The following is a 25,585-nucleotide window of genomic DNA, read 5'->3' as shown; positions in this document are numbered from 1 at the left end:
GCCCTTGTGGGAGCGGCTTCAGCCGCGAGCTTTCGGCATGACGGCCGGCGTTCGCAAAGAGTTCGCGGCTGAAGTCGCTCCTACAGAAAACCCGCGCGCACAAAAAAGGGGCCGGTTTCCCGGCCCCCTGCTTCGCCTTGCTTCACTTGCCGTTGCTCGGCCCGCGCAGGCTGTAGCCCGACACGCGCCAGACCTTGTCTTCGTCCAGGCGGAACGACACCAGTTCGCGCACCGGCTCCTGCGACTTGGCGAACGTGGTGGGCACGGCGACGTTGAGGTAGAAGCCCTCCGGCACCTGCGCCCCGGCCGGGAACTGCGAGCGGCTCACCGCCGGATTGCCGCGCGAGGACATCGCGCCCAGCTTGTTGCGGTCGATGGTGATCTGCTTGACGAAATCGTCGCGGGTGACCAGCCGCTTCATGGTCGCCGAGGCGTTGTCCCAGATCTCGCCGATCTGGTTGGCGTCGACCATCTGCATGACCTGCAGCGCGGCCTTGCTCATGTCGCTGTTCTGCTTGGCCAGCTGCGCCTGCTGCTGCGGCGTCAGTTGCTGCTGGGCCGGACGAGCCTGCTGCTGCGCCGGCTGCGGCGGCTGCGCCTGTTGCTGCGCCGCGGCGGTGCCGATGAAGGCCAGGAGGACGGCGGACAGCAGGAAACGATGGTTCATGCGGGTTCCTCGATGCAGGTTCTGGATGTCGGGCAAGTCTACGCCAAGCCGCGGCATGGCCGGAAACCCCCGGATTCCACGTGGACCCCGGCAAACCTGCGGGGGGAGTATCGTTCGCCTGAACGGGCGAACGACCGGCCCGCGGCCTTTGCCACACGAGGGCTCGACATGGGAGGCGGATCGGAGTCGGAAGCCGGGGGAGGCTTCTTCGCGGACCTCAAGCGCAGGCGCGTGATCCGCGTGCTCCTGCTGTACGCCGTGGCGGGCTGGATCGTCATCGAGGTCGCCTCGGTGGTGCTGCCGGCGCTGAACCTGCCGCCCTGGTCGGTGACCCTGGTGATCGTGCTGGTCGCGCTCGGCTTCCCGATCGCGGTGGTCATGGGCTGGATGTTCGACCTCGGCCCCGGCGGCGTGGCGCGCACGAACGCCGTGCCCGTCCCGGCTCTCGCCCCTGCACCGTCGACGGAAGCGCCTGCGCCGGCCGAACCGGGGACGCCGCCCGGACGGCCCGCCCCGTCCGAACCGTCCGCGCCACCGGAAAGCCAGGCCAGCGACCGCCGCACCATCGCCGTTCTGCCGTTCGTCAACATGAGCGACGACCCGGCCAACGAGTACTTCAGCGACGGCATCTCCGAGGAAATCCTCAACCTGTTGAGCAAGCTGCCGCAGCTGAAGGTCGCCTCGCGGACTTCGGCGTTCAACTTCAAGGGCAAGGAGAGCAGCATCCCGGCCGTGGCGCGCGAACTCGGGGTCGGCACCGTGCTCGAGGGCAGCGTGCGCCGCGCGGGCAACCACGTGCGCATCACCGCGCAGCTGATCGACGCCGGTTCCGACTCCCACCTGTGGTCGGAGACCTACGACCGCGAGATGAAGGACGTCTTCGCGATCCAGGACGACATCGCGCACAGCATCGTCAAAGCGCTGCAGGTCACGCTCACGCCGCAGGAGCGTCGGGCGATGCAGTTCGTCGCCACCTCCGATCCGGAGGCCTACGACTATTACCTGCGCGGACGCAACTACATGTACTCGATGGCGCGCCGCGACTACGAGCACGCGATCCGCATGTTCGAGCAGGCCATCGCAGTGGATTCGATGTTCGCATTGGCCTACGCGGGCATGGCCGATGCGTACTCGCACCTCTATCGCTACGTCGAGGCGTCCCCTGAGAACGCCCGCAAGGCCGGACGCGCCAGCGAGCAGGCGGTGGCACTCGACCGCGACTCCGCCGAAGCGCACGCGTCGCGCGGCATGGCGCTGTTCATCGGCGAGGATTACGCCGCCGCCGAAGCAGAGTTCGAGAGCGCGATCGCGCTCGATCCCAACCTGTTCGAGGCCTGGTACTACTACGGCCTGGCATGTTCGTCCCAGGGCGATTTCGCCAAGGCCGCGTCGATGTACATCCGCGCTTCCGAAGTCAACCCGGCGGACTTCCAGGTACCGTTGTTCCTTGCCCAGACCTACGCCTCGCTGGGCAGGAAACAGGATGAGATGAAGGTGCGTCTCGGCGCCCTGGGAACGGTCGAGCGGCACCTGAAGCTCAATCCCCACGACACTCGCGCGCTCTACTTCGGCGCGCAGAACCTCTGGCGGGTGGGCGAACACGCGAAAGCCGTCGAGTTGGCCGAGCGCGCGTTGCGGCAGGACCAGGACGAGCCGATCGTGCTCTACAACATCGCCTGCTTCTACGCCGAGCAGGGCAACAGGACCCGCGCCATCGAGCTGCTCGAGAAGGCGGTGCAGATGGGCTGGGGCGACCGTGCCTGGATGGAGAACGACAGCGACCTCGACCCGCTGCACGACGATCCGCGCTTCAAGGCGCTGCTGGCGAGCATCCGCTGATGGAACGGCCGGAAAGGACTTCGATGGCCACGGGTTTCTTCGCGGAACTCCACCGCCGGCGCGTGATCCGCGTGGGGATCCTCTATGCCGTGGTTGGCTGGGTCGTCATCGAGGTCGCCTCGACGATGCTGCCGGGGCTGAACCTTCCCGACTGGACCGTCACGTTCGTGATCGCGCTGGTGGTGCTCGGCTTCCCGATCGCGGTGATCATGGGCTGGATGTTCGACCTCGGACCGAAGGACACTGCGAGTGCGCGCTCCCCGACGCCGCAGAACCGGGCGATCGCCTCGGCGGTCGACGCACCGAAGGCGCCCGATCCCGCCAGCGCGCCCGTGCCCATGGCCGTGCCGTCGCTTGAGGTGCAGGCGCCACCGGCGGAAGACCGCCGCACCATCGCCGTGCTGCCGTTCGTCAACATGAGCGGCGACGCCGAGAACGAATACTTCAGTGACGGCATTGCCGAGGAAATCCTCAACCTGCTGACCAAGCTCCCGCAGCTCAAGGTGGCCTCGCGCACCTCGTCGTTCGTGTTCAAGGGCAAGGAAGCCGGCATCCGCGCGGTCGCCACGGAACTCGACGTGGACTACGTGCTGGAGGGCAGCGTGCGCCGCGCCGGCGACCATGTGCGCATCACCGCGCAGCTGATCGAAGCCGACGGCGACTCGCACCTGTGGTCGGAAACCTACGATCGCGAGATGAAGGACGTGTTCGCCATCCAGGACGACATCGCCCGCAGCATCACCGACGCACTCAAGGTTGCGCTCAGCCCGAAGGAGCGCCGGGCGCTGCAGAACGTCGCCACCGCCGATGCACGGGCCTACGACTTCTACCTCAGGGGCCGGAAGTACCTGCACGCGATGACGAAAATCGGTTTCCTCAATGCCATCAACATGTTCGAGCGGGCGATCGGGATCGACGCGCGCTATGCGCTGGCCTACGCCGGCCTGGGCGACAGCTACGCGCTGCTCTACCGCTATGCCGAACCCGCGCGGGAGAACCTGCACCAGGCCGAAGTAGCCAGCCGCAAGGCGATCGAACTCGACCCCGATGCCGCCGAGGCGCATCTGTCGCTGGGCATGGCCCTCTACGCCGCCGGTCGCCTCGACGATGCCGCCGCACCGTTCGAGACCGCGATGCTGATCAATCCGAACCTGTTCGAGATCTACCTGTTCTACGGCCGCGCATGCCTGGCCGATGGCAAGTACGACAAGGCAGCGCGGCTGCTCCTGCGCGCACGCGAGACCAACCCGACGGACTACCAGGCGCCCAGCTACCTCGGCATGGCGTATCGATCATCGGGGCGAGACGAACTTGCGCGGGAAGCGGACACCGCGGCCCTCGACCTGATCGAGCGCCACGTGGCGCTCAACCCGGACGACCACCGGTCGCTGTACATGGGCTCGGCGATGCTTGCCGCGCTGGGGCGGCGGGAGCAGGCGATCGAATGGGCAGAAGCCGCCTTGCGTGCACGGGAGAACGACCCCCAGACCCTGTACAACGTCGGCTGCACGTATGCCGTGCTCGGCGACACGGAGCGCGCGCTCGACCTGCTCGAAAGTTCCTGCGACAACGGCTGGTACGACCGGCAATGGCTCGAACACGACTCGGACCTGGCAATCCTGCGATCCAATCCCCGGTTCGAGCGACTCCTCGAGCGGATGGCATCCTATCCCCAGCCGGCGACCGGCGTTCCGGGACACGACACACCGACCTCATGACCGTCATCGACTTCACTCTCGACCGCGACTTCATCGAACTCAACCAGTTGCTCAAGCTGGCAGGGGTCTGCGACAGCGGCGGCGCCGGCAAGGCGCTGGTCGCCAGCGGCGCGGTGTGCGTGGACGGTGCAGTCGAGTTGCGCAAGACCTGCAAGATCCGCGCGGGGCAGCGGGTCGAGGTCGGTGATGTCCGGATCGAGGTCGCCGCCGGCTGAGGATGCCGCACCCGCTCTTGCAGGAGCGGCAGCCGCCGCGGGCCCTTCGCTCCTCCCCCTGCGGCCGTTTCCCCGAAAGCCGATAAAGTACCGGCATCACCGCGAACGGACCGCCGCATGACGACCTACCTGCTGCCGGCCATCCTCGTCGCCGCCCTGCTCGCCTGGGCGGTGACGCTGTTCAACCGCCTGGTCCGGCTGCGCAACCAGGTGCGCACGGCCTGGGCGGACATCGACGTGCAGCTGACCCGCCGCCACGACCTGGTGCCGTCGCTGGTCGCTGCGGTCAAGGGCTATGCCGGCCACGAGGCTGCCGTGCTCGAAGCGGTCACCACCCTGCGCGCGCGGGCGACGGCCGAACGCGCCCCCGGCCGGCTCGGAGAACTGGAAGGCGAGCTGGAACACGCACTGGGAAGGCTGGTCGCGCTGCAGGAGGCCTACCCCGACCTCAGGGCCAGCGAAAACTTTTCGCAGCTGCAGCGCGACCTGGTCGAAGTCGAGGAACACCTGCAGTACGCGCGCCGTTTCTACAACGGCGCCGTGCGCGACTACAACGACGCGGTGCAGCGCGTGCCCGACCTGCTGGTGGCGCGCAGCTTCGGCTTCACCGCCGCCGAATTCTTCCAGGCCGACGACGACAAGCGCGCCGCGGTGAACGTGGAGCTGTCACGGTGATCCGCGCAATGATGGAAGCGGCCGTGGCCTCCGCGCGCGCCATCGCGGCTGCGGCCGCTCCCGCCGCGCTGGTGGTGCTGGCGCTTCTCGGCGCGCCGCAGGCACAGGCGAACGAACGCATCGTGTCCTACGACAGCGTGATCGAGGTGCACGCCGACGGCAGCCTCGACATCACCGAGGACATCCGCGTGCGCGCCGAGGGCAGCGCCATCCGCCGCGGCATCTACCGCGACTTCCCCACCCGCTACCGCGACCGGTTCGGCAACCGCATGGTGGTCGATTTCGAGGTACTGGACCTGCAGCGCGACGGCCAGCCCGAGCCCTGGTTCACCGAACGCCATGGCAACGGCGTGCGCGTCAACACCGGCAACGACGATTTCCTGAAGGTGCCCGCCGAGTACACCTACACGCTGCGCTACCGCACCGACCGCCAGCTCGGCTTCTTCGACGACCACGACGAGCTGTACTTCAATGCCATCGGCACCGGCTGGAACTTCCCCATCGAACGCGGCAGCGTCGAGGTGCGCCTGCCGCAGGCGGTCCCGGCGACGCAGCTGGATACCTTGAGCTACCTCGGCGGCTACGGCTCCGCCGAACGGGGCTTCGAAGGCACCGTCCCGAGCCCGGGCGTGGCCCGCTGGACGCTGTCGCGCCCGCTGGCCCGCGGCGAAGGCACGACCGTGGTGCTGTCCTTCCCCAAGGGCATCGTCGACGCACCCACCACCACGCAAAAGGCGTGGTGGCTGCTGCGCGACAACAGCGCGGCGCTCATCGCGCTGTGCGGGCTGGTGGTGCTGCTGGTGTTCTGCATCGCGCGCTGGCACCGCGTCGGTCGCGACCCGCCACCGGGCGTGGTGGTGGTGCGCTACGAACCACCAGGCGACTACTCGCCTGCCGACCTGCGCTTCGTCAGGCGGATGGCCTACGACGACCGCTGCTTCTCTTCGGACCTGCTGGCAAGCGCCGTCGACGGCAAGGTGCGCATCCACAAGGAAGGGGATGCGTCGGCGGAGACGTGGCGCCTGGAATACCTGGCCGCGCCGGGCGCGAGCTCCACGCCGGGCACGACATCCACCCCGCGCGAGATCCTGGAACTGCTGGTCAAGGGCGGTCGCGGGATGGAATCGGACGGCATCCCCGGCCCGCGCAGGCTGCTCGATGCGCTGTTCAAGGACGGTCGCGAGCTGGAACTCGACAACGCCAACGCGGCGACCGTGGCCAATGCGCGCATGCTGCATTCGCTGCAGCTGGAAAAACGCTTCAAGCCGCGCATGTTCAAGCGCCACGGCGGCAGCATCCTGGTCGCGATGCTGATCATGGCGGTGACGCTGGCCCTGGCGATCGGCATCGGCGTGGCGTGGCTCGGCTCGGGGATCGTGCTGGTGCTGCCGATCGCGCTGGCGATGCTGGCGACCGTGATCACGTTCGGCATCGTGGTCAAGGCGCCGACGCCCGAGGGCCGCAGGTTGCTCGACGCGACCGAGGGCTTCCGCCGCTACCTGGCCGTGGCCGAGCGCGACGAACTGGCCGGCATGCAGGGCCCGGGCGAACCGCCGATGCTCGACGCCGAACGCTACGAACGGCTGCTGCCCTACGCGGTGGCGCTGGACGTCGAGGACGCCTGGACGAAGCATTTCACCCTCGCCGTCGGCGCGGCGGCCGCCGCGGCCACGACCGCCGCGATCACCTGGTACCGCGGCGGGCAGGTCGGCGACCTCGGCAGCATGACCCGGGCCATCGGCAACAGCCTCAGCTCGCAGATCGCCTCGTCAGCCTCCCCGCCCGGCAGTTCCTCCGGTGGTGGGGGCGGCGGCTTCTCCGGCGGCGGCGGCGGTGGCGGTGGCGGCGGCGGACGCTGAGATCCCGCCCGCGCGGCGCAGCTTCGCGAGCGGGCCGTCGGCGGCGCAGTGCTCGTCCGGGAATCCGTACTCGGCACCGAGCGACAGCGCGCAGGCATCGATCGCGTCCTGTCCGCCGTCGACCCGGCACTGCCTTGCGTAGGCACGCAGGAAGGCGTCCCTGCGCTTGACGAATTCGTCGCCGCACTTGCGCGCCAGGATGATGCGGTCCAGGTCGTCCTGCACCGCGTTGGCGCCGGACAGGCCGTACTCGCGCAGCTCGCTGTCGTCGAGCAGGCGCAGGCTGCGGTTGGGCACGGTCATCATCAGGTCGGCGACGGCCACCGACGCGCCGTTGCGCTCCAGGTATTCCTTGATCTCGCCGTAGACCTCGCGCAGTTCCTGGCTCAGCTCGGCGCGCGTGGTGGCCTGCGAGCCCACCCGCACCATGCGGTGAATGCCGACCTTGCCGGCGATCTCGCGATCGTCACCGGCGGCGAGCACCAGCACGCAGGCGCTGTGGCAGATCGAATCGGCGCGCACGCGGATCGTCCAGCGCGAGCCGGCGATCGCGTCGCCGGCGGGCATCGCATCCTCGACGCGGCCGCCGGTCGAGTCGATGTCGAGGATGCGCGTGGGGATGTCCATGCGGTCGGCCATTGCCGCGGTGCGCTGGACCAGCGCGGTGAAGTCGCCGCTGATCTTGCCCTCGTAACGCAGGCGCATCGAGCCTCGCTCGCGGCAGGGCGCCATCGCGGCCTGGACGTCCTCGAATCCGAGGTCGACCAGCGGCCGCGGCGTGTCGAAGGGGCCGTCGGCAATCCCGCTGTCGGCGACATCCTGTTCCGTGCCACCGGACGCAGCGTCACCGGGCCCTGCTTCGTCGGATGCTTCATCTGCCACCGGCGCCGGTGCGGGCGCCGGCGGCGACACGGGCGTGGCAACGGCATCGGACACGCCCAGCGCGACGGCGGCGGCATCCCCGCCCGGCGACGGCGCAACGGCGGCTTGCGGCAGGAGTACGGGCATGATCGCGACCGTGCCCGGCGGCGGCGCGCCCGCCACGTCGCAATCGATCCACGCATCGCCCGATACCAGCCGCAGTGTCGGCCAATCGGTCCCCTTGAGCACCTCGGCCTGAGTCGGCACGGCCGGCTTCGCGTCGCTGCTGACCGCACCGGCGTCTTCGCTGCCGCTGGCCACCACTGTTTTCGGCGGCGGCTCCACGGGCACTGGCGCCTGCTGCCGGCAGGCCACGGGCAGCAGGCAGGCGACCGCCAGGCAGGACAGCAGCGACGGGGAGCGGAACCGGGCGGGGATCACGAGGTGGGGACTCTGCGGGTTACTCGACGTCCTAGTCTATGGCCCAGCCCCGCCGACGCCACAATGCGCGATGAACGCTCCGTCCCGTCGCCAGGCGCATCACGCGACGGCCGTCCGGGACATCGCATCGACACGGCGCGACAATTGCGTAACCCCGAAACGCGACGTACCGATGCCTCGAGAGCCGGCTGCCTGCTATCCGCCGCTGAACACGCTCAAGCCGATCTCCACCGACGCGTGGATCGTCGACGGCCCGATCATCCGCTTCGGCATGCCGTGGCCGAAGATGCCCTTCCCCACCCGCATGACGCTGCTGCGCCTGGGCGACGGCGACCTGTTCGTGCACTCGCCGACACCGCTGACTGACGGCTTGCGCGAGGAAATCACCGCGCTCGGCACGCCGCGCTGGATCATCGGCCCCAACCGCATCCACTACTGGTGGATCCCGGAGTGGAAGCGCGCCTACCCCGGTGCCGGCGTCTGGCTGGCGCCGCGTATCCGCGAGCAGGCCGGCGCGCACATCGACTTCGACGCGCATCCGCTGGACGCCGAAAGCGGCTACCCGTGGGATGGCGCGATCTCGACGCTGCCGGTCGCCGGCAGCTTCATGACCGAGGTCGAGTTCTTCCACCACGCCAGTCGCACGCTGGTGCTGACCGACTTCATCGAAAACTTCGAACCCGGCAAGCTCGGCAGTTGGTGGATGCGCTGGCTCACCCGGCTGGGCGGCGTGCAGGACCCGCACGGCTCGATGCCACGCGACATGCGCCGCACCTTCGTGCGCCAGCGCCCGCAGCTCAAGGCGGCGGTCGAACGCATGCTGGCCTGGGAACCCGAACGCATCGTGCTGGCCCACGGCCGCTGGTACGAACGCGACGGCGCCGCCGAACTGCGCCGGGCCTTCGGCTGGCTCCTCGCGTAGGTCGGGCCTACGCGTCAGACGGCTCTTGATCTCCGCGCCGAATGGCCCTCGGCCACCAACAGAAGAGCACGTCGGGGGTGTAACCCCGACCTACGCGCGTCGCAAGCCGGGAATGCAGCCGGCATTAGCCACGCGAAGGAATCTTCAAGCCCCGCTGCACCGCCGGCCGCGCCAGTCCGCGTTCGAGCCAGGCCGCTACGTTGCCGAAACCGTCGAACCCGACCAGCTCGCGCGCCTCGTAGAAGCCGATCAGGTTGTCCACCCAACCCAGCGTGGCGATGTCGGCAATGGTGTACTCGTCGCCCATGATCCACGTCCGGCCCTCGAGCCGCCCGTCGAGCACGCCCAGCAGCCGCTTCGATTCATTGACGTAGCGCTGCAGCGGCCGCTTGTCCTCGTACTCCTTGCCGGCGAACTTGTTGAAGAATCCCAGCTGCCCGAACATCGGCCCGATCGACGCCATCTGGAAGAACACCCACTGGATCGTCTCCCAGCGCGCGGCGGCGTCGGCGGGGATGAACTTGCCGGTCTTGTCGGCCAGGTACAGCAGGATCGCGCCGGACTCGAACAACCCCAGCGGCTTCCCGCCCGGGCCGTCGGGGTCGATGATCGCCGGGATCTTGCCGTTGGGGTTGAGCGCCAGGAACTCCGGCAGGTGGCTCTCGTTTTCCATGATGTCGACCAGGTGCGCCTCGTAGGGCAGCCCGGTTTCCTCGAGCATGATCGAGGCCTTCACCCCGTTGGGGGTGTTGAGCGAATACAGCTGGATGCGGTCGGGGTGCTTCGCCGGCCAGCGGCTTGCGATCGGGAATGCGGAAAGGTCGGCCACGTCGTGCTCCTGCGGGGGGATCAGCCAAAGGTGTGGCAACCGGCACGCGATCGCAACCGGACGCTGTGTTGCCGTGGCGCGTCGAGTGCGCGCGGTCAGCCCGGTCCCGGCGCCAGCACGCGCGCGGGATTGCCCACCACCGTCGCCCCGGCCGGCACGTCGCGCGTGACCACGCTGCCCGCACCGACCAGGGCATCGTCGCCGATCGTCACCCCGGGCAGGACCAGCGCGCCGGCGCCGATCCAGACATTGCGGCCGATCCGCACCGGGCGTCCGAACTCCAGCCCCGTGGCGCGCGCCGCCGGGTCGCGCGGGTGGTCGGCGGCGAGGATCTGCACGCCTGGCGCGATCTGGGTGCGGTCGCCGATCACCACCTCGCACACGTCGAGGATCACGCAGTTGAAGTTGAGGAACACGCCGTCGCCCAGGCGGATGTTGGTGCCGTAGTCGCAATGGAAAGGCGGCCGCACGTCGACGCCAACGCCCACCGCGCCGAAGCATTCGCGCAGCAGCGCATGCCGCGCCGCCGGCGGCTGGCCGAGCGAGGCGTTGTAGCGAGCCAGCCACGCGTGCGCCGCGGCCTGGTCGGCCTGGATCTGCGCGTCGCTGGCGTCGTACAGCTCGCCGGCGAGCATCTTTTCCTTCTCCGTCCGCATCACGTTCCTCCTTTCAGCGCCGCGCCATGCAGCGCTTCCAGCGGTCGTTGACGCGGTTGGCGAACCACGCGGTGGTCAGCTTGCGCGTGATCTTCGGACTCTCCAGCCGGATGCCCGGCAGCACGGCGCGCGGCAGCGGCTTGCCCGCGGCGGCTTCCGCCAGGGCAAAGACGCGCGCGTACAGGTCGGTCTCCTCGAACTCCTGCTCGTCGCCCTTCTCCAGCGCGCGCCGGATCGCCGCGTCGCTCATGTCCAGCCGCAGCGCGCGCACCGCGCGCTCGGTCGCGCCCGGTTCGTCGAGCGATGCGCCCGGCCGCAGCAGGTCGCCGTCGAGCGCGAGCTCGATGCCGGAGGCACGGCTGACCGCCGCCTGGAACGCCGCGTTGCGGCTCGCCTGCCAGCCGGCGTTGAAATCGGCGAAGCGGTACAGTGGCTCGGTGTAGCTGCCGGGGTAGCCGAGCAGGTGCATCGTGCCGAAGTACATGCCGCCGCGGCGGCTGAACACTTCGTGGCGGATCGAGCCGTCCACCGTGTACGGGTAGTCGCGCGCGTGCGCCTCGGCGAAGTCGATGCGGACCTGCATCGGCCCGCCCGTCTCGACCGGGTTGAGGCCGCCGAACAGGCGCTTGCCCGCCGGCACCATGTCGATGAAATCCTCGAACACCGCACTCAGCTCGCGCTCGGTGCGCACGGCCTCGATCCGTTCGGCATAGCTGCGGCCGTCGGGCGAACGGATGCGAAGCGCCGCGTTCACCACGAACTTCGGCACGTGCATCGACGCCGCGCGCCGGTCGATCTCCTGGCGCGCGATCCGGGCCAGCCCCGGTACCCGCGGGTCGGCCGTGAACGTCGACTCCTGCTCGGTCACCGCCAGCACCGCGCACAGGTTTTCCGAAGTCGGCGCGATGCCCTGCGACGAAAACGCCACCTGGATGTCGCGCGCCCAGCCTTCGCGGTCGCGCGTACCGGCCGGCATCCGCTGCACGATCTCCGCGCGCACCTCGTCGGGCGTGCGTCGCGGCTCCATCGGCTGCCGCGTCGCGCAGCCGGCAAGCAGCAGGACGCAGGCGACCAGGCAGATGTAGAGGTGACGGGGCGTGGCGGCTGGAGGCATCTTCCGTGCACGGCGGGAAACTGCACGCAGCCTAGCAAAGCAGGCGACCGGCGCCTGCCGACGCCAGACCGCCGCCTGTTGCCTTGTCGTAACCAAGGGGGCCGCACGCTTGCCGGTTTCGTGACGGTTGCCATGGCCCGCCATCCGCTACGCGCCAGGACGGCCCGACTCCTGCAATCACCTGCCCGCGGGCGGCGGCTCCACGAGCTTGCCGGCCGATGTCGTCCGGTAATACCGCCCCGTCGCCGGATCGAGGGCACGCTCCGGCCCCACCCGCAGCATGCCGTCCAGCGGCCGCCCGCCCGCATCGAACACGCGGGTCGGTGCCGGGTCGGGCACGGTGCGCGCCTGCGGCGGCTCCGGTGGCAGGAGCTTCGCCGGCCCCTCGCTCGGGACCGGGCTGGCCGACCGGGGTCGCTGGCCGGAATCGGAGGGAACGGCTTGTCGCTGCACCGGTTGCGCCGCGGGCTGCACGCCGCGGGGCTCGGGCTGGCCGATCTGCTGCGACCACGCAGGCCCCGCTGCCAGCGCCAGCGCGCACGCGATAAGCAATGGGGACAGGCGCGCCATGGAGGTCTCCCGCGCATTCATGATTCGTGAAGCCTAGTCCCCACCGCATGCACGGGCGATGAAGCGCCACGCTTCAAATACGCAACCTTCCTGTTGCGTTTTAACCCGCATGCGCGCAGCATCGCGAATACGCAACCACGAGGTGGCACATGAACGACAGGATCGAGAAACGCATCGAACTGGCCGCGCCGGTCTCCCGCGTCTGGCGCGCGCTCACCGACCACCGCGAATTCGGCGAATGGTTCCGGGTCGCGATCGAGGCCCCCTTCGCCCCCGGCGAGGAATCCCGCGGCCACATCACCTATCCCGGCTACGAGCACATCCAGTGGCGCGCCGTGGTCCGGGACATGGCCCCCGAACGGCTGTTCTCGTTCAGCTGGCACCCGTACGCGATCGAGCCGGGGGTGGACTACTCCGGCGAACCACCGACCCTGGTCGAGTTCCGCCTCGAACCGCACGGCGACGGCACCCTGCTGACCGTGACTGAATCCGGTTTCGACCGCATCCCCGCGCACCGCCGCGACGAGGCCTTCCGCATGAACGACGGCGGCTGGGCCGAACAGGTGCAGAACATCAAGCGCCATGTCGAGTGACGCGCGGTCGAGCGAGGCGCGGCGGCGCAGCGCGCGGTCCCGCTGGTCGCGGCGCGCGCCGGGCGCCGCGGTCGTGTTCGCCGCGCTCGGCGACCCGACCCGCCTGGCGCTGGTCGGCAAGCTCGGCGACCGCGCGCAGCGATCGATCACCGAGCTCGGCCGCGACAGCGCCCTCAGCCGCCAGGCGATCAGCAAGCACCTGCGGGTGCTGGAGGACGCAGGCGTCGTCCGCAGCCGGCGCGAGGGCCGCGAGAGCCTGTTCGCGCTGAATCCGAAGGCCATCACCGGCCTGCAGGAGTACCTCGCGCTGGTGTCCGGCCAGTGGGACGACGCACTTGACCGCCTGAAGGCGTTCGTGGAGCGCTGAAACCACGTTTGCCGCGACGGTTGTCGAATCCGCGCCCGCCCGTTCGTCGTCCCCTGCAAGCCCCCAAACCAAGGAGATCCCCATGCCCGGCACCGTCGAACTGCACCGCGTCCTGCGCGCCCCGGCCGAACGCATCTACCGCGCCTTCCTCGACGCCGACGCGAAGGCCAGGTGGCTGCCGCCCTACGGCTTCATCGGCAAGGTCGAGCACCTGGAGGCGAAAGTCGGCGGCACCTACCGGATGTCGTTCACCAACTTCTCCACCGGCCACAGCCACTCGTTCGGCGGCACCTACGTCGAACTCGTGCCCAACCAGCGCATCCGCTACAACGATCGCTTCGACGACCCCAACCTGCCCGGCGAGATGAGCGTCACCGTCACCCTCACCGAGGTGTCCTGCGGCACCGACCTGCACGTGGTCCAGGAAGGCATCCCGGACGTCATTCCCGTCGAGCAGTGCTATCTCGGCTGGCAGGAATCGCTGCTGCAGCTCGGCAGGCTGGTCGAACCGGAAATCCCGGACGGCGCGTGAGTTGCCACCCACCTCCCCCCACCGAACAGGAGCAATGCCATGAGCTACATCGATGGTTTCGTGATTGCCGTGCCCACCGCCAACCGGCAGAAGTTCATCGAGCACGCGAAGACCGGCGACTCGGTCTTCATCGAGTACGGCGCGACCCGCGTGCTGGAGTGCTGGGGTGACGACGTGCCCGTCGGCAAGCAGACCGACTTCCGCAAGGCCGTGCAGGCGAAGGACGACGAGACGGTGGTGTTCTCGTGGATCGAGTGGCCCGACAAGGCCACCCGCGACGCCGGCATGAAGAAGATGATGGGCGACGATCCGGACCCACGCGTGGATCCGGCGAAGAACCCGATGCCGTTCGACGGCGCGCGCCTGATCTACGGCGGCTTCGCGCCCGTGGTCGAACTGGTGGCCTGACGCAGCTAGGCCAGGCCACGCGGGACATCGGCCGCCGCATTGAAGCCCTCCCCTCGGAGGGGAGGGTTTCCGCGACCCGGCGACTTTCGCTAGCCGATCCAGCCGCGCGCAGCCGCCTTGCGCGCAAACCACACCAGCAACACCGCGATCGCCGTGACCAGGACGGGCATCGGCAGCGCCTGCGCGGCGCCCAGCAGTTCGATCATGCGGCCGGGGAACAGGCAGTAGCCGAACAGCACCACCACCGCGACCAGCGAGACCCAGAACATCGGCAAGGCAAACCGCCTGCCCATCAGCAGCAGGATCGAGCCCAGCACGCCCGCGATCACTGCCACGAAATCGACCACCCACAGCCAGCCGGGCATGGCCGCGTGGATGGTGCGCTGCGCCTCGGACAGCTGCGCCAGCTGGTCGGGCGTCATCGAGTACTGCATCCAGGCCATCGCCAGGCCCATCAGGTTCCACAACAGCGCAAGCGCGGCCACGATCCAGAACCAGGCCGGACGCTTGATGGCAGGTGCGTTCATGGACTTCTCCCCAAACCGCTATCGGGCATCGGATCGATGCGGAGGCGAGCTTAGCCCAGCGATGGAGCCGACGGGAGGCGCCAGGCCACCACCGCGGGCAGCCTGCGTGCGGGACTGGAACCGCGCCTGGCTCGACCAGCCGGCGCTGCCCGGAGCAGCGCTGCTCAGAACGGCGTCAGCATCGACGACGGCCCCGATTCGACCGGGGCGGCATCCACCGTGCCGGCGTGCGAGACGGCGAAGCCGAGCGCGATCGCCGCGACGATGAACGTGGCCAGGCACAGGACGTGGAAGTTGATGTGCTTCATGACAGGCTCCCGGATGGTTCGTGGACGGTTTGATCAGGGCCGAAGCATTCTTCGATGGCGCAAGTTTGCGCCCGCACCCGGGACTGCATCCCTGACCTGGATCAAGCCGGGATCACGTGCCGCGACGGGCCCGGCCCCTGTCGCATGACCGTCATCAAACCGACATACCGTGCCGGCATGGACATCCTGCTGGTGTCGGACGTGTACTTCCCGCGGGTCAACGGGGTCTCCACCTCGATCCGCGTGTTCGCCCGCAACCTCGTGCGGCTCGGCCACCGGGTCACGCTGGTGGCGCCCGACTATGGCGAAGCCGATGCGCAGCGCGAACGCGACGGCGAGTTCGGCGACGGCTTCCGCGTGCTGCGCCTGCCCGCGCGCAGGATCTTCTTCGACCCCGAGGACCGGCTGTTCACCAGCGCCGGGCTGCGTGGCGCCTTCAGGCAACTCGCCACGCAGCATTGGGACGTGGTGCACGTGCACACGCCGTTCCGCGCGCACCGGCTCGGCGTGAAACTCGGGCGTGCGCTCGGCATGCCGGTGGTGGAGACCTACCACACGTATTTCGAGGAATACGTGGCGCACTACCTGCCGTGGCTGCCCTCGCCGCTGCTGCGCCTGGCCGCGCGCGCGCTGTCGCGCAAGCTGTGCCACGAAGTCGACCACCTGATCGTGCCGACCGACGAGATGACGCAGGTGCTGCGGGGCTACGGCGTACATACGCCCTCCACCGTGCTGCCCACCGGCGTGGACCTGGATGAGTTCGCCGGCGGCGACGGCGCGCGCTTCCGCGCAGCGCACGGCATCCCGCCCGGGCAGCCGATGCTCGTCACCGTCAGCCGGCTGGCGGTCGAGAAGAACATCCCGTTCCTGATCGATGTCGCGCAGCGATTGCTGGACCGGTTCCCGACGCTGCTGCTGGTGATCGCCGGCGAAGGCCCGGACGCTGCGCGGCTGCGCGCGAAAGTGGCGCAGGCGGGCCTGCAGGCGAACGTGCGCTTCGTCGGCAACCTCGACCGCCGCACCGCCCTGCTCGACTGCTATCGCGCAGCGGACGCCTTCGTGTTCGCCAGCCCCACCGAGACCCAGGGCCTGGTGCTGATCGAAGCCATGGCGTTGGGCGTGCCGATCGTCTCGACCGCCGTGATGGGCACGGCCACCGTGCTGCGCGGCGCTCACAGTGCCCTGGTCAGCACGGAGGAGGTCGACGCCTTCGCCGCACGGGTGGCACGCGTGCTGGACAGCCCGGCGCTGCGCGCCACGCTCGCCGCCGCGGGCCCGCGCGATGCCGCCGCCTGGGGCATGGACGCGCTGCTGCCGCGGCTGATGGAGGTCTACGCCCTGCCCGCGCGCAGCGGGGCCGGGCTGCCCGGCGTCGCAAGCCGCGCGTAGCGCCGGGCGGAGCGAACACCCCGGCTTGCCGTCAGTCAGGCGCTGCCGGCGAAGGGGATGGTGGAAGCGAGCTGGCACATGATCGCCAGCGCGCAGGCCAGCGCCGCGAGCATGAACGCCACCGTCAACGCCACGCCCAGTCGTGAAGCCCTCCCCTTCAAGGGGAGGGTTTGGGTGGGGATGGGGTTTCTCACCGCAACGACCATTTCCACCGCAACCCATCCCCATCCCGGCCTTCCCCTTGAAGGGGAAGGAGACAAGCCAGGAAGAGGAAGGAGGCAAGCCAGCGACAACCAACCCTGCGATCATGGCGGGATGACATCCGCGACCCGCTTCTCCGACCTCCCGCTCTCCCCCGCCCTGATGCCCGGCCTTGAAGCCCTGGGCTACTCGGAGTTGACCCCGATCCAGGCGCAGGGACTGCCCGCCGTCCTCGAGCGCCGCGACGTGATCGCGCAGGCCCCCACCGGCAGCGGCAAGACCGCCGCCTTCGGCCTGGGCGTGCTGCAGGCGATCGACGCCGAGACCGTCCGCACCCAGGCGCTGGTGCTGTGTCCCACCCGCGAACTGGCCGACCAGGTCGGCAAGCAGCTGCGCAAGCTCGCCACCGGCATCCCCAACCTCAAGCTCTCGGTGTTGTGCGGCGGCATCCCGCTCGGCCCGCAGCTGGCATCGCTGGAGCACGCGCCGCACGTGGTCGTCGGCACCCCGGGCCGTATCCAGGAACTCGCCGCGAAGAAATCGCTGCAACTGTCCGCCGTCCGCACCCTCGTGCTGGACGAGGCCGACCGCATGCTGGACATGGGCTTCGAGGACCAGATCCGCGACATCGTCAGGAAACTCCCGAAGGACCGGCAGACGCTGTTGTTCTCCGCCACCTTCCCCGAAGCGATCCGTTCGCTGGGCAACGCGATGCTGCGCGAGGCGGTCGAAGTAAGCGTCGGCAGCGGCAGCGAGCCGGCGACCATCGAGCAGCTGTTCTTCGAAGTCGAATCCAGCCGCCGGGCGCCCACGATCGCCGCGCTGCTGATGCGCCATCAGCCCGAATCGTGCGTGGTGTTCTGCAACACCCGCCGCGACGTCGCGGAACTGGTCGGCTCGCTCGCCCACTACGGTTTCAGCGCGCTGGCGCTGCATGGCGACATGGAACAGCGCGACCGCGACGAAGTGCTGGTGCGCTTCGCCAACCGCAGCTGCAGCGTGCTGGTCGCCAGCGACGTCGCAGCGCGCGGGCTCGACGTCGACGACATCGGCGCGGTGATCAACCACGAACTGCCGACCGACGCCGACACCTACCTGCACCGCGTCGGCCGCACCGGCCGCGCAGGCCGCAGCGGACTGGCGCTGAGCCTGTGCACGCCGCGCGAACTGCCGCGCGCGAAGATGATCGAGGAACGCCAGGGCCAGCCGCTGCGCTGGGAACAGGTCGCGCCCCTGTCCGGCAAACCGCGGGCCGTACCGCAGGCGGCCATGGCGACGCTGCGCATCGACGCCGGTCGCACCGACAAGCTGCGCCCCGGCGACATCGTCGGCGCGCTGACCGGTGATGCCGGCCTGCACAAGGACGCGATCGGAAAGATCGACGTGTATGCCACCCGCAGCTACGTGGCGATCGCGCGCAAGCAGGCCGAACACGCGCTGGCACGCCTGCGCGCCGGCAAGATCAAGGGACGCAAGTTCCGGGTGAATGCGCTTTGAGCCAGACCGATCGATTGCAGGCTGCACTGGCGCTGCTGGAGGCGATCGTCGCCGACCGCAGCGTGCTGGCGGAACTCCCCTCCGACGAACGTACGCGCCTGCTGCAGGCCGTCGCGCTGGTCCACCACCCGGAGCCGCGCGCCCGCCGACGCCGGGCCAAGGCCCAGGCCCGCGAGCGCGCGCAGGAAAAAATGCGCAAGACCGAGCAACTGCTCGACCAGACCGGCATCCGCACCCTGCGCCGCAAGCCGGTGTTTTCCACGCCGAACTATTTCCCGCCGCAGGCGCCCGGGCAACACGACCCGCACAACCGGGCGTCGGACCCTGTCTCGCACAACGAATCGCCGGAACTGCTGCACTGCTACGTCTGCAAGCGCAAGTACACGCAGGTCCACCACTTCTACGACCAGCTGTGCCCCGCCTGCGCCGAGCTGAACTTCTTCAAGCGCACCGAGACCGCCGACCTGCGCGGCCGCGTCGCGCTGCTGACCGGCGGCCGCGTCAAGATCGGCTACCAGGCCGGCCTGAAGCTGCTGCGCGCCGGCGCCGAACTGATCGTCACCACGCGCTTCCCCCGCGATTCCGCCGCGCGCTACGCCGCCGAACCTGATTTCGGCGAGTGGAGCCACCGGCTGGAAGTGTTCGGCCTGGACCTGCGGCACACGCCCAGCGTGGAGGCGTTCTGCGCGCAGCTGCTGGCCACGCGCCCGCGCCTGGACTTCATCATCAACAACGCCTGCCAGACCGTGCGCCGCCCGCCCGCGTTCTACGCGCACATGATGGAAGGCGAAACCGCCGCCGTGCGCGACATGCCCGATGAAGTGCGCAAGCTGCTTGGCAACTACGAAGGCCTGCGCAGCCCCGACCTGCTGCCGCAGGACGATGCACGCGCGCTGCAGGCCCACGCGCACGCCATCACCGACGCGGCCGGGCTCACCCGCGCGGCGGAACTCTCGCAGCTGCCGCTGCTGGCCGACGAACTGCTCGGCCAGGCGCACCTGTTCCCCGAAGGCCGGCTCGACCAGGACCTGCAGCAGGTCGACCTGCGCGGGCGCAACTCATGGCGCCTGCAGATGGACGAAGTGCCGTCGGTGGAACTGCTGGAGACGCAGCTGGTCAACGCGGTCGCGCCCTTCATCATCAACGCACGGCTCAAGCCGCTGATGCTGCGCACGCCCGACGGCGAGGCGCCGACCCGCGACAAACACGTCGTCAACGTGTCGGCGGTCGAAGGCCAGTTCTACCGCAACTTCAAGACCACCCGGCACCCGCACACCAACATGGCCAAGGCCGCGCTCAACATGATGACGCGCACCGCCGCCGCCGATTACCACGGCGACGGCATCCACATGAACAGCGTCGACACCGGCTGGGTGACCGACGAGGACCCGGCCGAGATCGCCGCGCGCAAGGTCATCGAGGAACGCTTCCACCCGCCGCTGGACATCGTCGACGGCGCCGCACGCATCGTCGACCCGATCATCCACGGGTTCAACACCGGCGAGCACGTGTGGGGACAGTTCCTGAAGGACTACGCGCCCACCGATTGGTGAACCAGCGACTGCCGCCCCTGCCTTGAAGCCCTCCCCTTCAAGGGGGTGAGGGCGGCCTGCTTGCGCGGCACTGCCGCGCAGGCCGAACGAACGCCCGGCGCGCTGCGCCGGGCCGGACGGGTTTGGGTGGGGATGGGTTCCCCCACCGCCGCGGCACACTCAACGAAACCGCGAGCGCCCCGCGCACCCGATCAGGTCACGCGAAAGATCGGCAGCCGCGAACGGCCAGGCGTGTAGCCGGTGCTGCGCCGACGGTGCCGGGGCGTCTGGTGGCGGAGCGGGACAGGCGCCGGATGGGCGCCCTGGAACAGGCCGGACGCGAGGTCGGCCGTGGAAACGCGGGTCTTGCGAAGGGACTTGCCCCGGGGCTTGCGACGAAACAGGGACATGACCATGATCTTGTTTTCCAACCTCCTTTTTTCTGCAATTACAACAAGTTACGCCGCATATTGTAGCAGACTTCCCCTTTCCTGAATAGGGACCGCACCGTAGGTCGAGGCTACGCCCCCGACGGCCCTCTGGAAATACGGATGCCCAGGCGCCCCGGCGATCAAGCTCCTGCAGCCCTCGGTGGGAAAACAGCGCGCCGCCCCCCTGCTCCTCCGCCCTCAGGACTGCGGGTCGAACCCGAAGACCCTCAACTCCTGGTCGCAGCGACAGGCTTTCGCGATGCGCGCGGCCCACGCGACCGCCTCTTCGCGCGACGGCAGTTCAAGCACGGTGAAACCGCCGTCGAGCGAGGGTGCCCACGAATAGCCGCCCTCGGTGACCGCGCCGTCGGCCGAGACAAGCGCGGGCGGCACGTCTTCGTCGATGCCGCCTCCGAAAACGTAGACGCCTGCAACCTTCGCCTCTTCGATCACCGCGTGCGAGTCGCGGACCACCGCTTCCCACTCGCCGTCGGGCACGACCATCGCCGCGCTGGGAAAGGAGATCAGGTACTTGGCCATGGGGTGTCCCCTTCCGGGCGCGCGCCGATGCGGAACAAGGATTCGAAGGTCACCGATCGGGACGCAGGCGCGCGACGGGCGTCTCGTTGCTCACCACCCGGGCGTCGGCGCGCTCGGGTTCGATCTGCCGGATCTCGAACTCCAGCCCGCAGGCCAACGTCGGGTTCTGCGTCATGATCGCCGCGGCCTCGTCGAGGCTGGCCGCGAGCACGTGCCAGTAGCCACCGATCACCTCCCTGCTCTCGCTGAACGGCCCGTCGGTCACCGCATCGCGCGACACCCGCCGGGCATCCCGCTTCAGCCGCTGGCCCGTCCGCATCTTCCCCTCGTCGACGAGGCGGGCGTGCCAGGCGTAGAAGTCGTCGATCGCGGCCTGGATCTCGTCCTCGGACAGGTCTTCGTCCCATCGTCCGCGGGACAGGACAAGGAACTCGGACTGCGGCGCGTTGCTCATGGCATCTCCTGCGGAAGCATCGACGGGCGAACGCGGATGATCGTCTTCCCCTTGCGTCGCTCGGTCGGGTTGAAGGCGGCGACGGCGTCGTCGAGGGTCGGGAAGGCGCCCATTTCCGTCCGCAGCCGTTCGTCCCGGGAATGCACTCTGGCCCCATGTTTTCCCGAACGCAAACCCGTTCAACCGCCTGCGTGGCGATGGGTCGGCCAGCTTCGCCCCCGGACCAGGGCCTTGCCGGCAACGCGACATCCCACCCATCGGGAATGGCTTGGCAACGTAGCCGGGCCGATCCATCCTTGGCACCCCGCCTTGCAAGCACCGGGAGCACCCATGTCCGACCTGAGCGCCTCCGACCTGCGCGCCTTCATCCCGGCCAGGGACTATGCCTCGTCAAAACGGTTCTACGCCTCGCTGGGCTGGGAGACGAGGGACGTCGACACCGGCCTCGCACTGGTACGGGTGGCGGACGGGCAGCATTTCTACATCCAGGACTACTACATCCAGCAAGTGGCGGAAAACAGCATGCTCCACCTGACCGTCACCGACGCGCAGGCGTGGCACCAGCATGTCGCTTCCGTGCTGCGGGATGGCGCGTTCCCGGACGCGCGCGTGCAACCGCCGAAGCCGCAGCCCTACGGCGCGCTCGTCACGTTCGTGCACGACCCCTCGGGTGTGCTGTTGCACCTGTGCCAGTGGCAACGATGAAGGGTCACCCCACTCTGACCCCTTGCCTTGATGACCTCCGCGACGTCGCAGATGGGGTTGCAGAGGTCATCGATGAGGTCGGGAAGGCCATCGATGGGGTCAGCAACCTCAACGGTGGAGTCCGGACGGCCATCGACGGGGTCAGCAACCCTAAGCGATGGGGTCCGGAAGGTCATCGACGGGGCCTGCAACCCCAACGATGGGGTCCGGGAGGCCATCGACGGGGTCGCCGACCCCAAACGATGGGGTCCAGGAGGTCATCGATGGGGTCAGCAACCCAAACGATGGGGTCCGGAAGGCCATCGACGGGGTCGGCAACCCCAACGATGGGGTCCGGGAGGCCATCGATGGGGTCAGCAACCCCAACAAGGGGCCGCGAAAGTGCCCTCTGATCCTGTTCTTGCGTGGCCGCAAACCGCGGCGGCCGTTACCAGAAGTCGTACTCCACCTGCAGGGTGAACGAACGCCCGCGCGGATCGGCAACACGCGATTCCCACGCGGCGCCGTCGCCGTGGTCGAGGTAGCGCAGGGTGAACGGCGGATCGGTGTCGAGCAGGTTGCGGATGCCGAAGGTCGCCGTCAGCGCGTCCGAGACCTCCCAGCCCAGGCTGTAGTTGTAGGTGATGTACGCCTCCACGTCCGGGTCGTAGGCCGGCGGGATGTACGTGCCATTGCGCATGCCCGGCGGCAGGTAGTCCTCGTAGCCGTCGCGATACACCTGGGTCAGCGTGTGGGTGAAGGCGCCCTTGTTCCAGCCGAAGCTCAGCGTGTGCTTCCACTCCAGCGGCAGGTTCAGGTAGGGCTCGTACTTGCCCACCAGGTTGTCGCCATAAGGCTCGGCGTTGAAGTCCTTCTTCCGGTAGGTATCGAGATAGCTGCCATTGAGATTGAGGTGGTAGTTGCCGCCCCACAGCTCACCGGTGAGGTTGGCGTCCAGCTCGATGCCACGCGTCAGGCTGCCGCCGGTATTGATGAATCGCTGGTCGATCAGCAGGATGTCGCCGTTCGCATCGCGGATGAAGTTGGCCGCATACCGGTCGTAGTCGGCCCGCATGTCGTCCAGGTCGAAGCCGCTGCGGATGGTGTTGAGCCGCTCGATCTCCCACCAGTCGATGCTGACGTTGAAGTTCGCCGTCGGCGCGATGACGACGCCGAAGCTCTTCTGCTTCGATTCCTCCGGCTCGAGCGCGGGGTTGCCGCCGATCAGGATGTCGGGCTGGATCTGCACGTCGCAGCCGGCGACCTGCGGGTTGTAGATGCCGCCAGGGCAAGTGGCCGGATCCGCAAGGTCCAGGTTCGTGTACTGCGTCTCGGCAGAGTCGCGGAACAGCTGCGCGAACGACGGCACCTTGAACCCGGTGCTGTAGGCGCCGCGGAACGCGAGCCAGTCGGCGGGCTGGTACTTGAACGAATACTTCGGGTTGGTCGTGCCGCCGAAGCCGTCGTAGCGGTCGTGGCGGCCGGCGATGGTCACCTCCAGCGAATCGAAGACCGGCAGGTAGATCTCGGCGAATGCCGCCTTGACGTCACGGCTGACCTTGGGCAGGTAGTTCTGCGAGTCGCCCGGCGCGCCGAAGACCCATGCGTTGCCCAGCGCGGCTTCCTCCGGGCCGGTGAACTCGTACTCCTCGCGGCGCAGGTCCACGCCGACCGCCGCCTGCACTTCACCGCCGGGCAGTTCGAAGCCCAGGCCGCCGGAGAAGCTCGCATCGAAGATCGTGCTGGTGCTCTCGCCGCCGTACAGCTGCACGCCGCTCGCCGACGCCGCCTGCAGGGCAGCCAGGGCCTCCGCGCTCTGCTCCTGCCCCGCAAGCAGGAACGGATTGAGCAGGCCGCTGCCGAGGATCTGCTTCAGCTGCGGCGTGAAGTAATAGCCGCCGGCCAGCACGGACTCCGCCCTGCTCACCGCGCGCGACAGGCCGGCGCTGTAATCCCAGCTGCCGATCACGCCCTCGAAGCCGAGCAGCAGGCGCGTGGCCTTGGTCGTGGTCTCGATCTCGCGCGGGCCGCACGCGATGCAGCGCCAGCGGTAGGCGATGGGATTGCCGTAGGCCAGGTTGTCCTCGCCGAAGTAGGCGGCCAGCCCGTCGTACACCATGTCGTAGGTGTCCTGCGTCAGGCTGTTGAGCGGATACCAGGTGCTCGGATCGAGCGACGACGCCGAAACCGTCGTCGAGGAAGAAAACTGCTGCGCCTCGAACTGGCGCCTGGACTCGACGCGCGACCCCATGAACTCGAGGTAGGCCCGATGCTCGTCGGCCATCTGGAACGTGGCGCGGCCGATGACCTGCGTCGACTCGACCGGCTGCTGGATCACGCGCGCCCGGCCGTAATCCCACGCGCACGCGTACTTCGAACCGCTGGAGCTCCAGATCTGGTGGTCGTACGGCCCCATCAGGTCGCCGCCGGCCTCGCAGCCGGGCCCGCCCGGCAGGTCGAGGAGGTTGACCGCGGTGCGCGATTCCCCGTCCTCAGGATCGACCAGGCTGCCGATGATGATGCCGCCGGTCTGGTTGAACACGGTGGCGAACGGCGGGCCGCGCGTGTCCGGCGACAGGCCGCGATCGGGCTGGAAGCTGTTGGCGAAGTCACGGTCGACGCCGCGCAGGATCTTGTTCTCCTTGACGCTCAGCGCGCCCCACACGTTCCAGCGATCGCTGTCGAGGTCGCCGAAGCCACCGAACACGCTGGCGCGGTAGATGTCGCCGCCGCCCTCCTGCGTGACGTCGGCGCCGGCGGTCACCGACAGGCCCTGGAATTCGGTGCGGGTGATGAAGTTGATGACGCCGCCGATGGCGTCGGTTCCGTAGACGGCGGACGCGCCGTCGCGCAGCACCTCGACGCGCTCGATCGCGGCGAACGGAATCGAGTTCAGGTCCACCACCTGGCCGGCAAGCCCGTGGGTGGCGACGCGGCGCCCGTTGAGCAGCACCAGCGTCGCATCCGAGCCCTGCCCGCGCAGGTTGGCCCCGGACACACCGTTGTTGCCGCGGGTGTCGGGCGGCGCGATGCCGCTATTGGCGGCCAGGCTGTCTGCGCTGTTGCTGGCGACGTTGAGGAACTGCAGCAACTGCTCGGCGGAGGTGATGCCCTGCGCATCGATCTCTTCCCTCTGCAGCACCATGACCGGCAGCGCCGCCGCCACCTCGGTGCGCTTGATGCGGGTGCCGGTCACGGTGACCGCGTCCAGGGTCGTGGCCCGGGCCTCATCCCCTCCGGCCGGCTCCTGCCCGGCGTTGCCGGAGTCCTGTAGCGCCATGGCCGGCAGAGCCAGCGCGAGCAGCGATGCGCAGCACAGGCTGCGCAGACAAGCGAAGCGAATCCCGATCATGTGGTTTCTCCCCGACGTTCGATGGTCCGTGGCGCAGGCTCCCCAAAGCCTGGCCGACCCTGCCGGATCCCACGTCCGGCCACCGCATTGGGGCACGCAGGCGCGGCGGCGTCAATGCGGCGGCGTCAATCCCGCAAAACGCCGGGTTTTCCATGGAAGTTGACCTGGCCCCGTTCGGTTGGCTTCACCGACACCAACGACGCGGTCGCAAACGCCAGCGATGCGGTGGAATGCTCCAATGACGGGCTGGCGGACCCCAGCGAAGAGGTCGCGGACCTCACCGATGGAGTGGCGGAGGCCGACGATGGAACTGAAACTCCGAACTGCCGGAGACTTTCCTAGCGGCCTAACGCTCAAGTTAAGCCGAATTGCAGCGCGTAGCTGACAACATGGCAAGCTCTTTC

General features: G+C 68.9%; 26 protein-coding genes. 14 read left to right on the top strand and 12 right to left on the bottom strand.

All coding sequences use genetic code 11. The features are described 5' to 3' along the window. Positions 1-142 precede the first annotated feature (142 nt). Positions 143-652, bottom strand: a complete 510-nt coding sequence (locus tag ACFONC_RS14700) for a DUF4019 domain-containing protein (RefSeq protein ID WP_386745521.1) — start codon at positions 650-652, stop codon at positions 143-145. A gap of 183 nt (positions 653-835) precedes the next feature. Between ACFONC_RS14700 and ACFONC_RS14695 the strand changes: the two genes are divergently transcribed. From ACFONC_RS14695 to ACFONC_RS14675, 5 genes are all read left to right on the top strand, one after another. Further along, positions 836-2,506 carry a TPR end-of-group domain-containing protein gene (locus ACFONC_RS14695; protein ID WP_386745327.1) on the top strand — a complete coding sequence of 557 codons (1,671 nt, stop codon included), beginning with the start codon at positions 836-838 and terminating at the stop codon, positions 2,504-2,506. 23 nt (positions 2,507-2,529) lie between these two features. Next, positions 2,530-4,224 (top strand): TPR end-of-group domain-containing protein, encoded by a 1,695-nt coding sequence (locus tag ACFONC_RS14690; protein WP_386745326.1) that lies wholly within the window; start codon positions 2,530-2,532, stop codon positions 4,222-4,224. Beyond that, positions 4,221-4,439 carry an RNA-binding S4 domain-containing protein gene (locus ACFONC_RS14685; RefSeq protein WP_386745324.1) on the top strand — a complete coding sequence of 73 codons (219 nt, stop codon included), beginning with the start codon at positions 4,221-4,223 and terminating at the stop codon, positions 4,437-4,439. Before ACFONC_RS14690 ends, ACFONC_RS14685 begins: the two co-directional genes overlap by 4 nt. Before the next feature lie 117 nt (positions 4,440-4,556). Beyond that, entirely contained in the window at positions 4,557-5,114 is a 558-nt protein-coding gene (locus tag ACFONC_RS14680; RefSeq protein WP_386745322.1) for a LemA family protein, read from the top strand. Then, positions 5,111-6,973 carry a DUF2207 domain-containing protein gene (locus ACFONC_RS14675; RefSeq protein WP_386745320.1) on the top strand — a complete coding sequence of 621 codons (1,863 nt, stop codon included), beginning with the start codon at positions 5,111-5,113 and terminating at the stop codon, positions 6,971-6,973. Before ACFONC_RS14680 ends, ACFONC_RS14675 begins: the two co-directional genes overlap by 4 nt. On the opposite strand, the gene ACFONC_RS14670 is transcribed toward ACFONC_RS14675, so the two are convergent. Next, positions 6,884-8,275 (bottom strand): COG3904 family protein, encoded by a 1,392-nt coding sequence (locus tag ACFONC_RS14670; protein ID WP_386745319.1) that lies wholly within the window; start codon positions 8,273-8,275, stop codon positions 6,884-6,886. The genes ACFONC_RS14675 and ACFONC_RS14670 overlap by 90 nt on opposite strands. 172 nt (positions 8,276-8,447) lie before the next feature. On the opposite strand from ACFONC_RS14670, the gene ACFONC_RS14665 reads away from it, so the two are divergent. After that, positions 8,448-9,197, top strand: a complete 750-nt coding sequence (locus ACFONC_RS14665; protein ID WP_386745317.1) for a DUF4336 domain-containing protein — start codon at positions 8,448-8,450, stop codon at positions 9,195-9,197. A gap of 124 nt (positions 9,198-9,321) precedes the next feature. Here the strand turns inward: ACFONC_RS14665 and ACFONC_RS14660 are convergent, their stop codons facing one another. The 4 genes from ACFONC_RS14660 to ACFONC_RS14645 form a co-directional block, all read right to left on the bottom strand. Further along, on the bottom strand, positions 9,322-10,026 hold the full coding sequence (locus ACFONC_RS14660) for a glutathione S-transferase N-terminal domain-containing protein (RefSeq protein WP_386745315.1): 705 nt from the start codon (positions 10,024-10,026) through the stop codon (positions 9,322-9,324). Positions 10,027-10,121: 95 nt separating this feature from the next. After that, the gene (locus tag ACFONC_RS14655) at positions 10,122-10,682 is read right to left on the bottom strand and encodes a sugar O-acetyltransferase (protein ID WP_386745314.1); all 561 of its coding nucleotides are present in this window, start codon (positions 10,680-10,682) and stop codon (positions 10,122-10,124) included. Positions 10,683-10,695: 13 nt separating this feature from the next. After that, on the bottom strand, positions 10,696-11,796 hold the full coding sequence (locus ACFONC_RS14650; protein WP_386745313.1) for a DUF1615 domain-containing protein: 1,101 nt from the start codon (positions 11,794-11,796) through the stop codon (positions 10,696-10,698). Between the two features lie 177 nt (positions 11,797-11,973). Further along, positions 11,974-12,366, bottom strand: coding sequence for a hypothetical protein (locus ACFONC_RS14645; RefSeq protein WP_386745311.1), 393 nt, complete (start codon positions 12,364-12,366; stop codon positions 11,974-11,976). A 149-nt stretch (positions 12,367-12,515) separates the two neighbouring features. Here ACFONC_RS14645 and ACFONC_RS14640 point away from each other — a divergent pair, with 149 nt between their 5' ends. The 4 genes from ACFONC_RS14640 to ACFONC_RS14625 all read left to right on the top strand — a co-directional run bounded on the left by ACFONC_RS14640 (position 12,516) and on the right by ACFONC_RS14625 (position 14,266). Continuing rightward, complete coding sequence (locus ACFONC_RS14640; RefSeq protein ID WP_386745310.1) at positions 12,516-12,959, top strand: SRPBCC family protein; 444 nt, start codon at positions 12,516-12,518, stop codon at positions 12,957-12,959. Further along, positions 12,949-13,326 carry an ArsR/SmtB family transcription factor gene (locus ACFONC_RS14635; RefSeq protein ID WP_386745308.1) on the top strand — a complete coding sequence of 126 codons (378 nt, stop codon included), beginning with the start codon at positions 12,949-12,951 and terminating at the stop codon, positions 13,324-13,326. The genes ACFONC_RS14640 and ACFONC_RS14635 overlap by 11 nt, the downstream gene beginning before the upstream one ends. An 82-nt stretch (positions 13,327-13,408) precedes the next feature. Next, positions 13,409-13,858, top strand: a complete 450-nt coding sequence (locus ACFONC_RS14630; protein ID WP_386745306.1) for an SRPBCC family protein — start codon at positions 13,409-13,411, stop codon at positions 13,856-13,858. Between the two features lie 39 nt (positions 13,859-13,897). Next, positions 13,898-14,266: a DUF1428 domain-containing protein gene (locus tag ACFONC_RS14625; RefSeq protein ID WP_386745304.1), complete on the top strand. Its 369-nt coding sequence runs from the start codon at positions 13,898-13,900 to the stop codon at positions 14,264-14,266. Positions 14,267-14,355: 89 nt separating this feature from the next. On the opposite strand, the gene ACFONC_RS14620 is transcribed toward ACFONC_RS14625, so the two are convergent. Then, positions 14,356-14,793, bottom strand: a complete 438-nt coding sequence (locus tag ACFONC_RS14620; protein WP_386745303.1) for a hypothetical protein — start codon at positions 14,791-14,793, stop codon at positions 14,356-14,358. 164 nt (positions 14,794-14,957) lie between these two features. Then, the gene (locus tag ACFONC_RS14615) at positions 14,958-15,101 is read right to left on the bottom strand and encodes a hypothetical protein (RefSeq protein WP_386745302.1); all 144 of its coding nucleotides are present in this window, start codon (positions 15,099-15,101) and stop codon (positions 14,958-14,960) included. A gap of 144 nt (positions 15,102-15,245) precedes the next feature. On the opposite strand from ACFONC_RS14615, the gene ACFONC_RS14610 reads away from it, so the two are divergent. The 3 genes from ACFONC_RS14610 (at position 15,246) to ACFONC_RS14600 (ending at position 19,741) form a co-directional block, all read left to right on the top strand. Then, positions 15,246-16,490: a glycosyltransferase gene (locus tag ACFONC_RS14610; protein ID WP_386745300.1), complete on the top strand. Its 1,245-nt coding sequence runs from the start codon at positions 15,246-15,248 to the stop codon at positions 16,488-16,490. 315 nt (positions 16,491-16,805) lie between these two features. Continuing rightward, complete coding sequence (dbpA, locus tag ACFONC_RS14605; RefSeq protein ID WP_386745298.1) at positions 16,806-18,188, top strand: ATP-dependent RNA helicase DbpA; 1,383 nt, start codon at positions 16,806-16,808, stop codon at positions 18,186-18,188. Then, positions 18,185-19,741 (top strand): SDR family NAD(P)-dependent oxidoreductase, encoded by a 1,557-nt coding sequence (locus ACFONC_RS14600; RefSeq protein WP_386745296.1) that lies wholly within the window; start codon positions 18,185-18,187, stop codon positions 19,739-19,741. Before dbpA ends, ACFONC_RS14600 begins: the two co-directional genes overlap by 4 nt. Before the next feature lie 191 nt (positions 19,742-19,932). Here the strand turns inward: ACFONC_RS14600 and ACFONC_RS14595 are convergent, their stop codons facing one another. The 3 genes from ACFONC_RS14595 to ACFONC_RS14585 form a co-directional block, all read right to left on the bottom strand. After that, positions 19,933-20,151, bottom strand: a complete 219-nt coding sequence (locus ACFONC_RS14595) for a hypothetical protein (protein ID WP_386745294.1) — start codon at positions 20,149-20,151, stop codon at positions 19,933-19,935. 198 nt (positions 20,152-20,349) lie between these two features. Next, positions 20,350-20,691 carry a YciI family protein gene (locus ACFONC_RS14590; protein WP_386745292.1) on the bottom strand — a complete coding sequence of 114 codons (342 nt, stop codon included), beginning with the start codon at positions 20,689-20,691 and terminating at the stop codon, positions 20,350-20,352. Positions 20,692-20,740: 49 nt separating this feature from the next. Continuing rightward, positions 20,741-21,145: a YciI family protein gene (locus ACFONC_RS14585; protein ID WP_386745290.1), complete on the bottom strand. Its 405-nt coding sequence runs from the start codon at positions 21,143-21,145 to the stop codon at positions 20,741-20,743. Between the two features lie 330 nt (positions 21,146-21,475). Between ACFONC_RS14585 and ACFONC_RS14580 the strand changes: the two genes are divergently transcribed. Continuing rightward, a complete protein-coding gene (locus tag ACFONC_RS14580; protein WP_386745288.1) occupies positions 21,476-21,850 on the top strand; it encodes a glyoxalase in 375 nt (124 codons plus the stop codon). A 427-nt stretch (positions 21,851-22,277) separates the two neighbouring features. On the opposite strand, the gene ACFONC_RS14575 is transcribed toward ACFONC_RS14580, so the two are convergent. After that, positions 22,278-25,181, bottom strand: a complete 2,904-nt coding sequence (locus tag ACFONC_RS14575) for a TonB-dependent receptor domain-containing protein (protein WP_386745287.1) — start codon at positions 25,179-25,181, stop codon at positions 22,278-22,280. Between the last annotated feature and the right edge of the window lie 404 nt (positions 25,182-25,585).

The organism is Luteimonas soli, assembly GCF_042648865.1.
Taxonomy (GTDB): domain Bacteria; phylum Pseudomonadota; class Gammaproteobacteria; order Xanthomonadales; family Xanthomonadaceae; genus Luteimonas; species Luteimonas soli.
The sequence above is the reverse complement of the archived record's forward strand: the minus strand, read 5'-3'. Positions and strand labels throughout refer to the sequence as shown.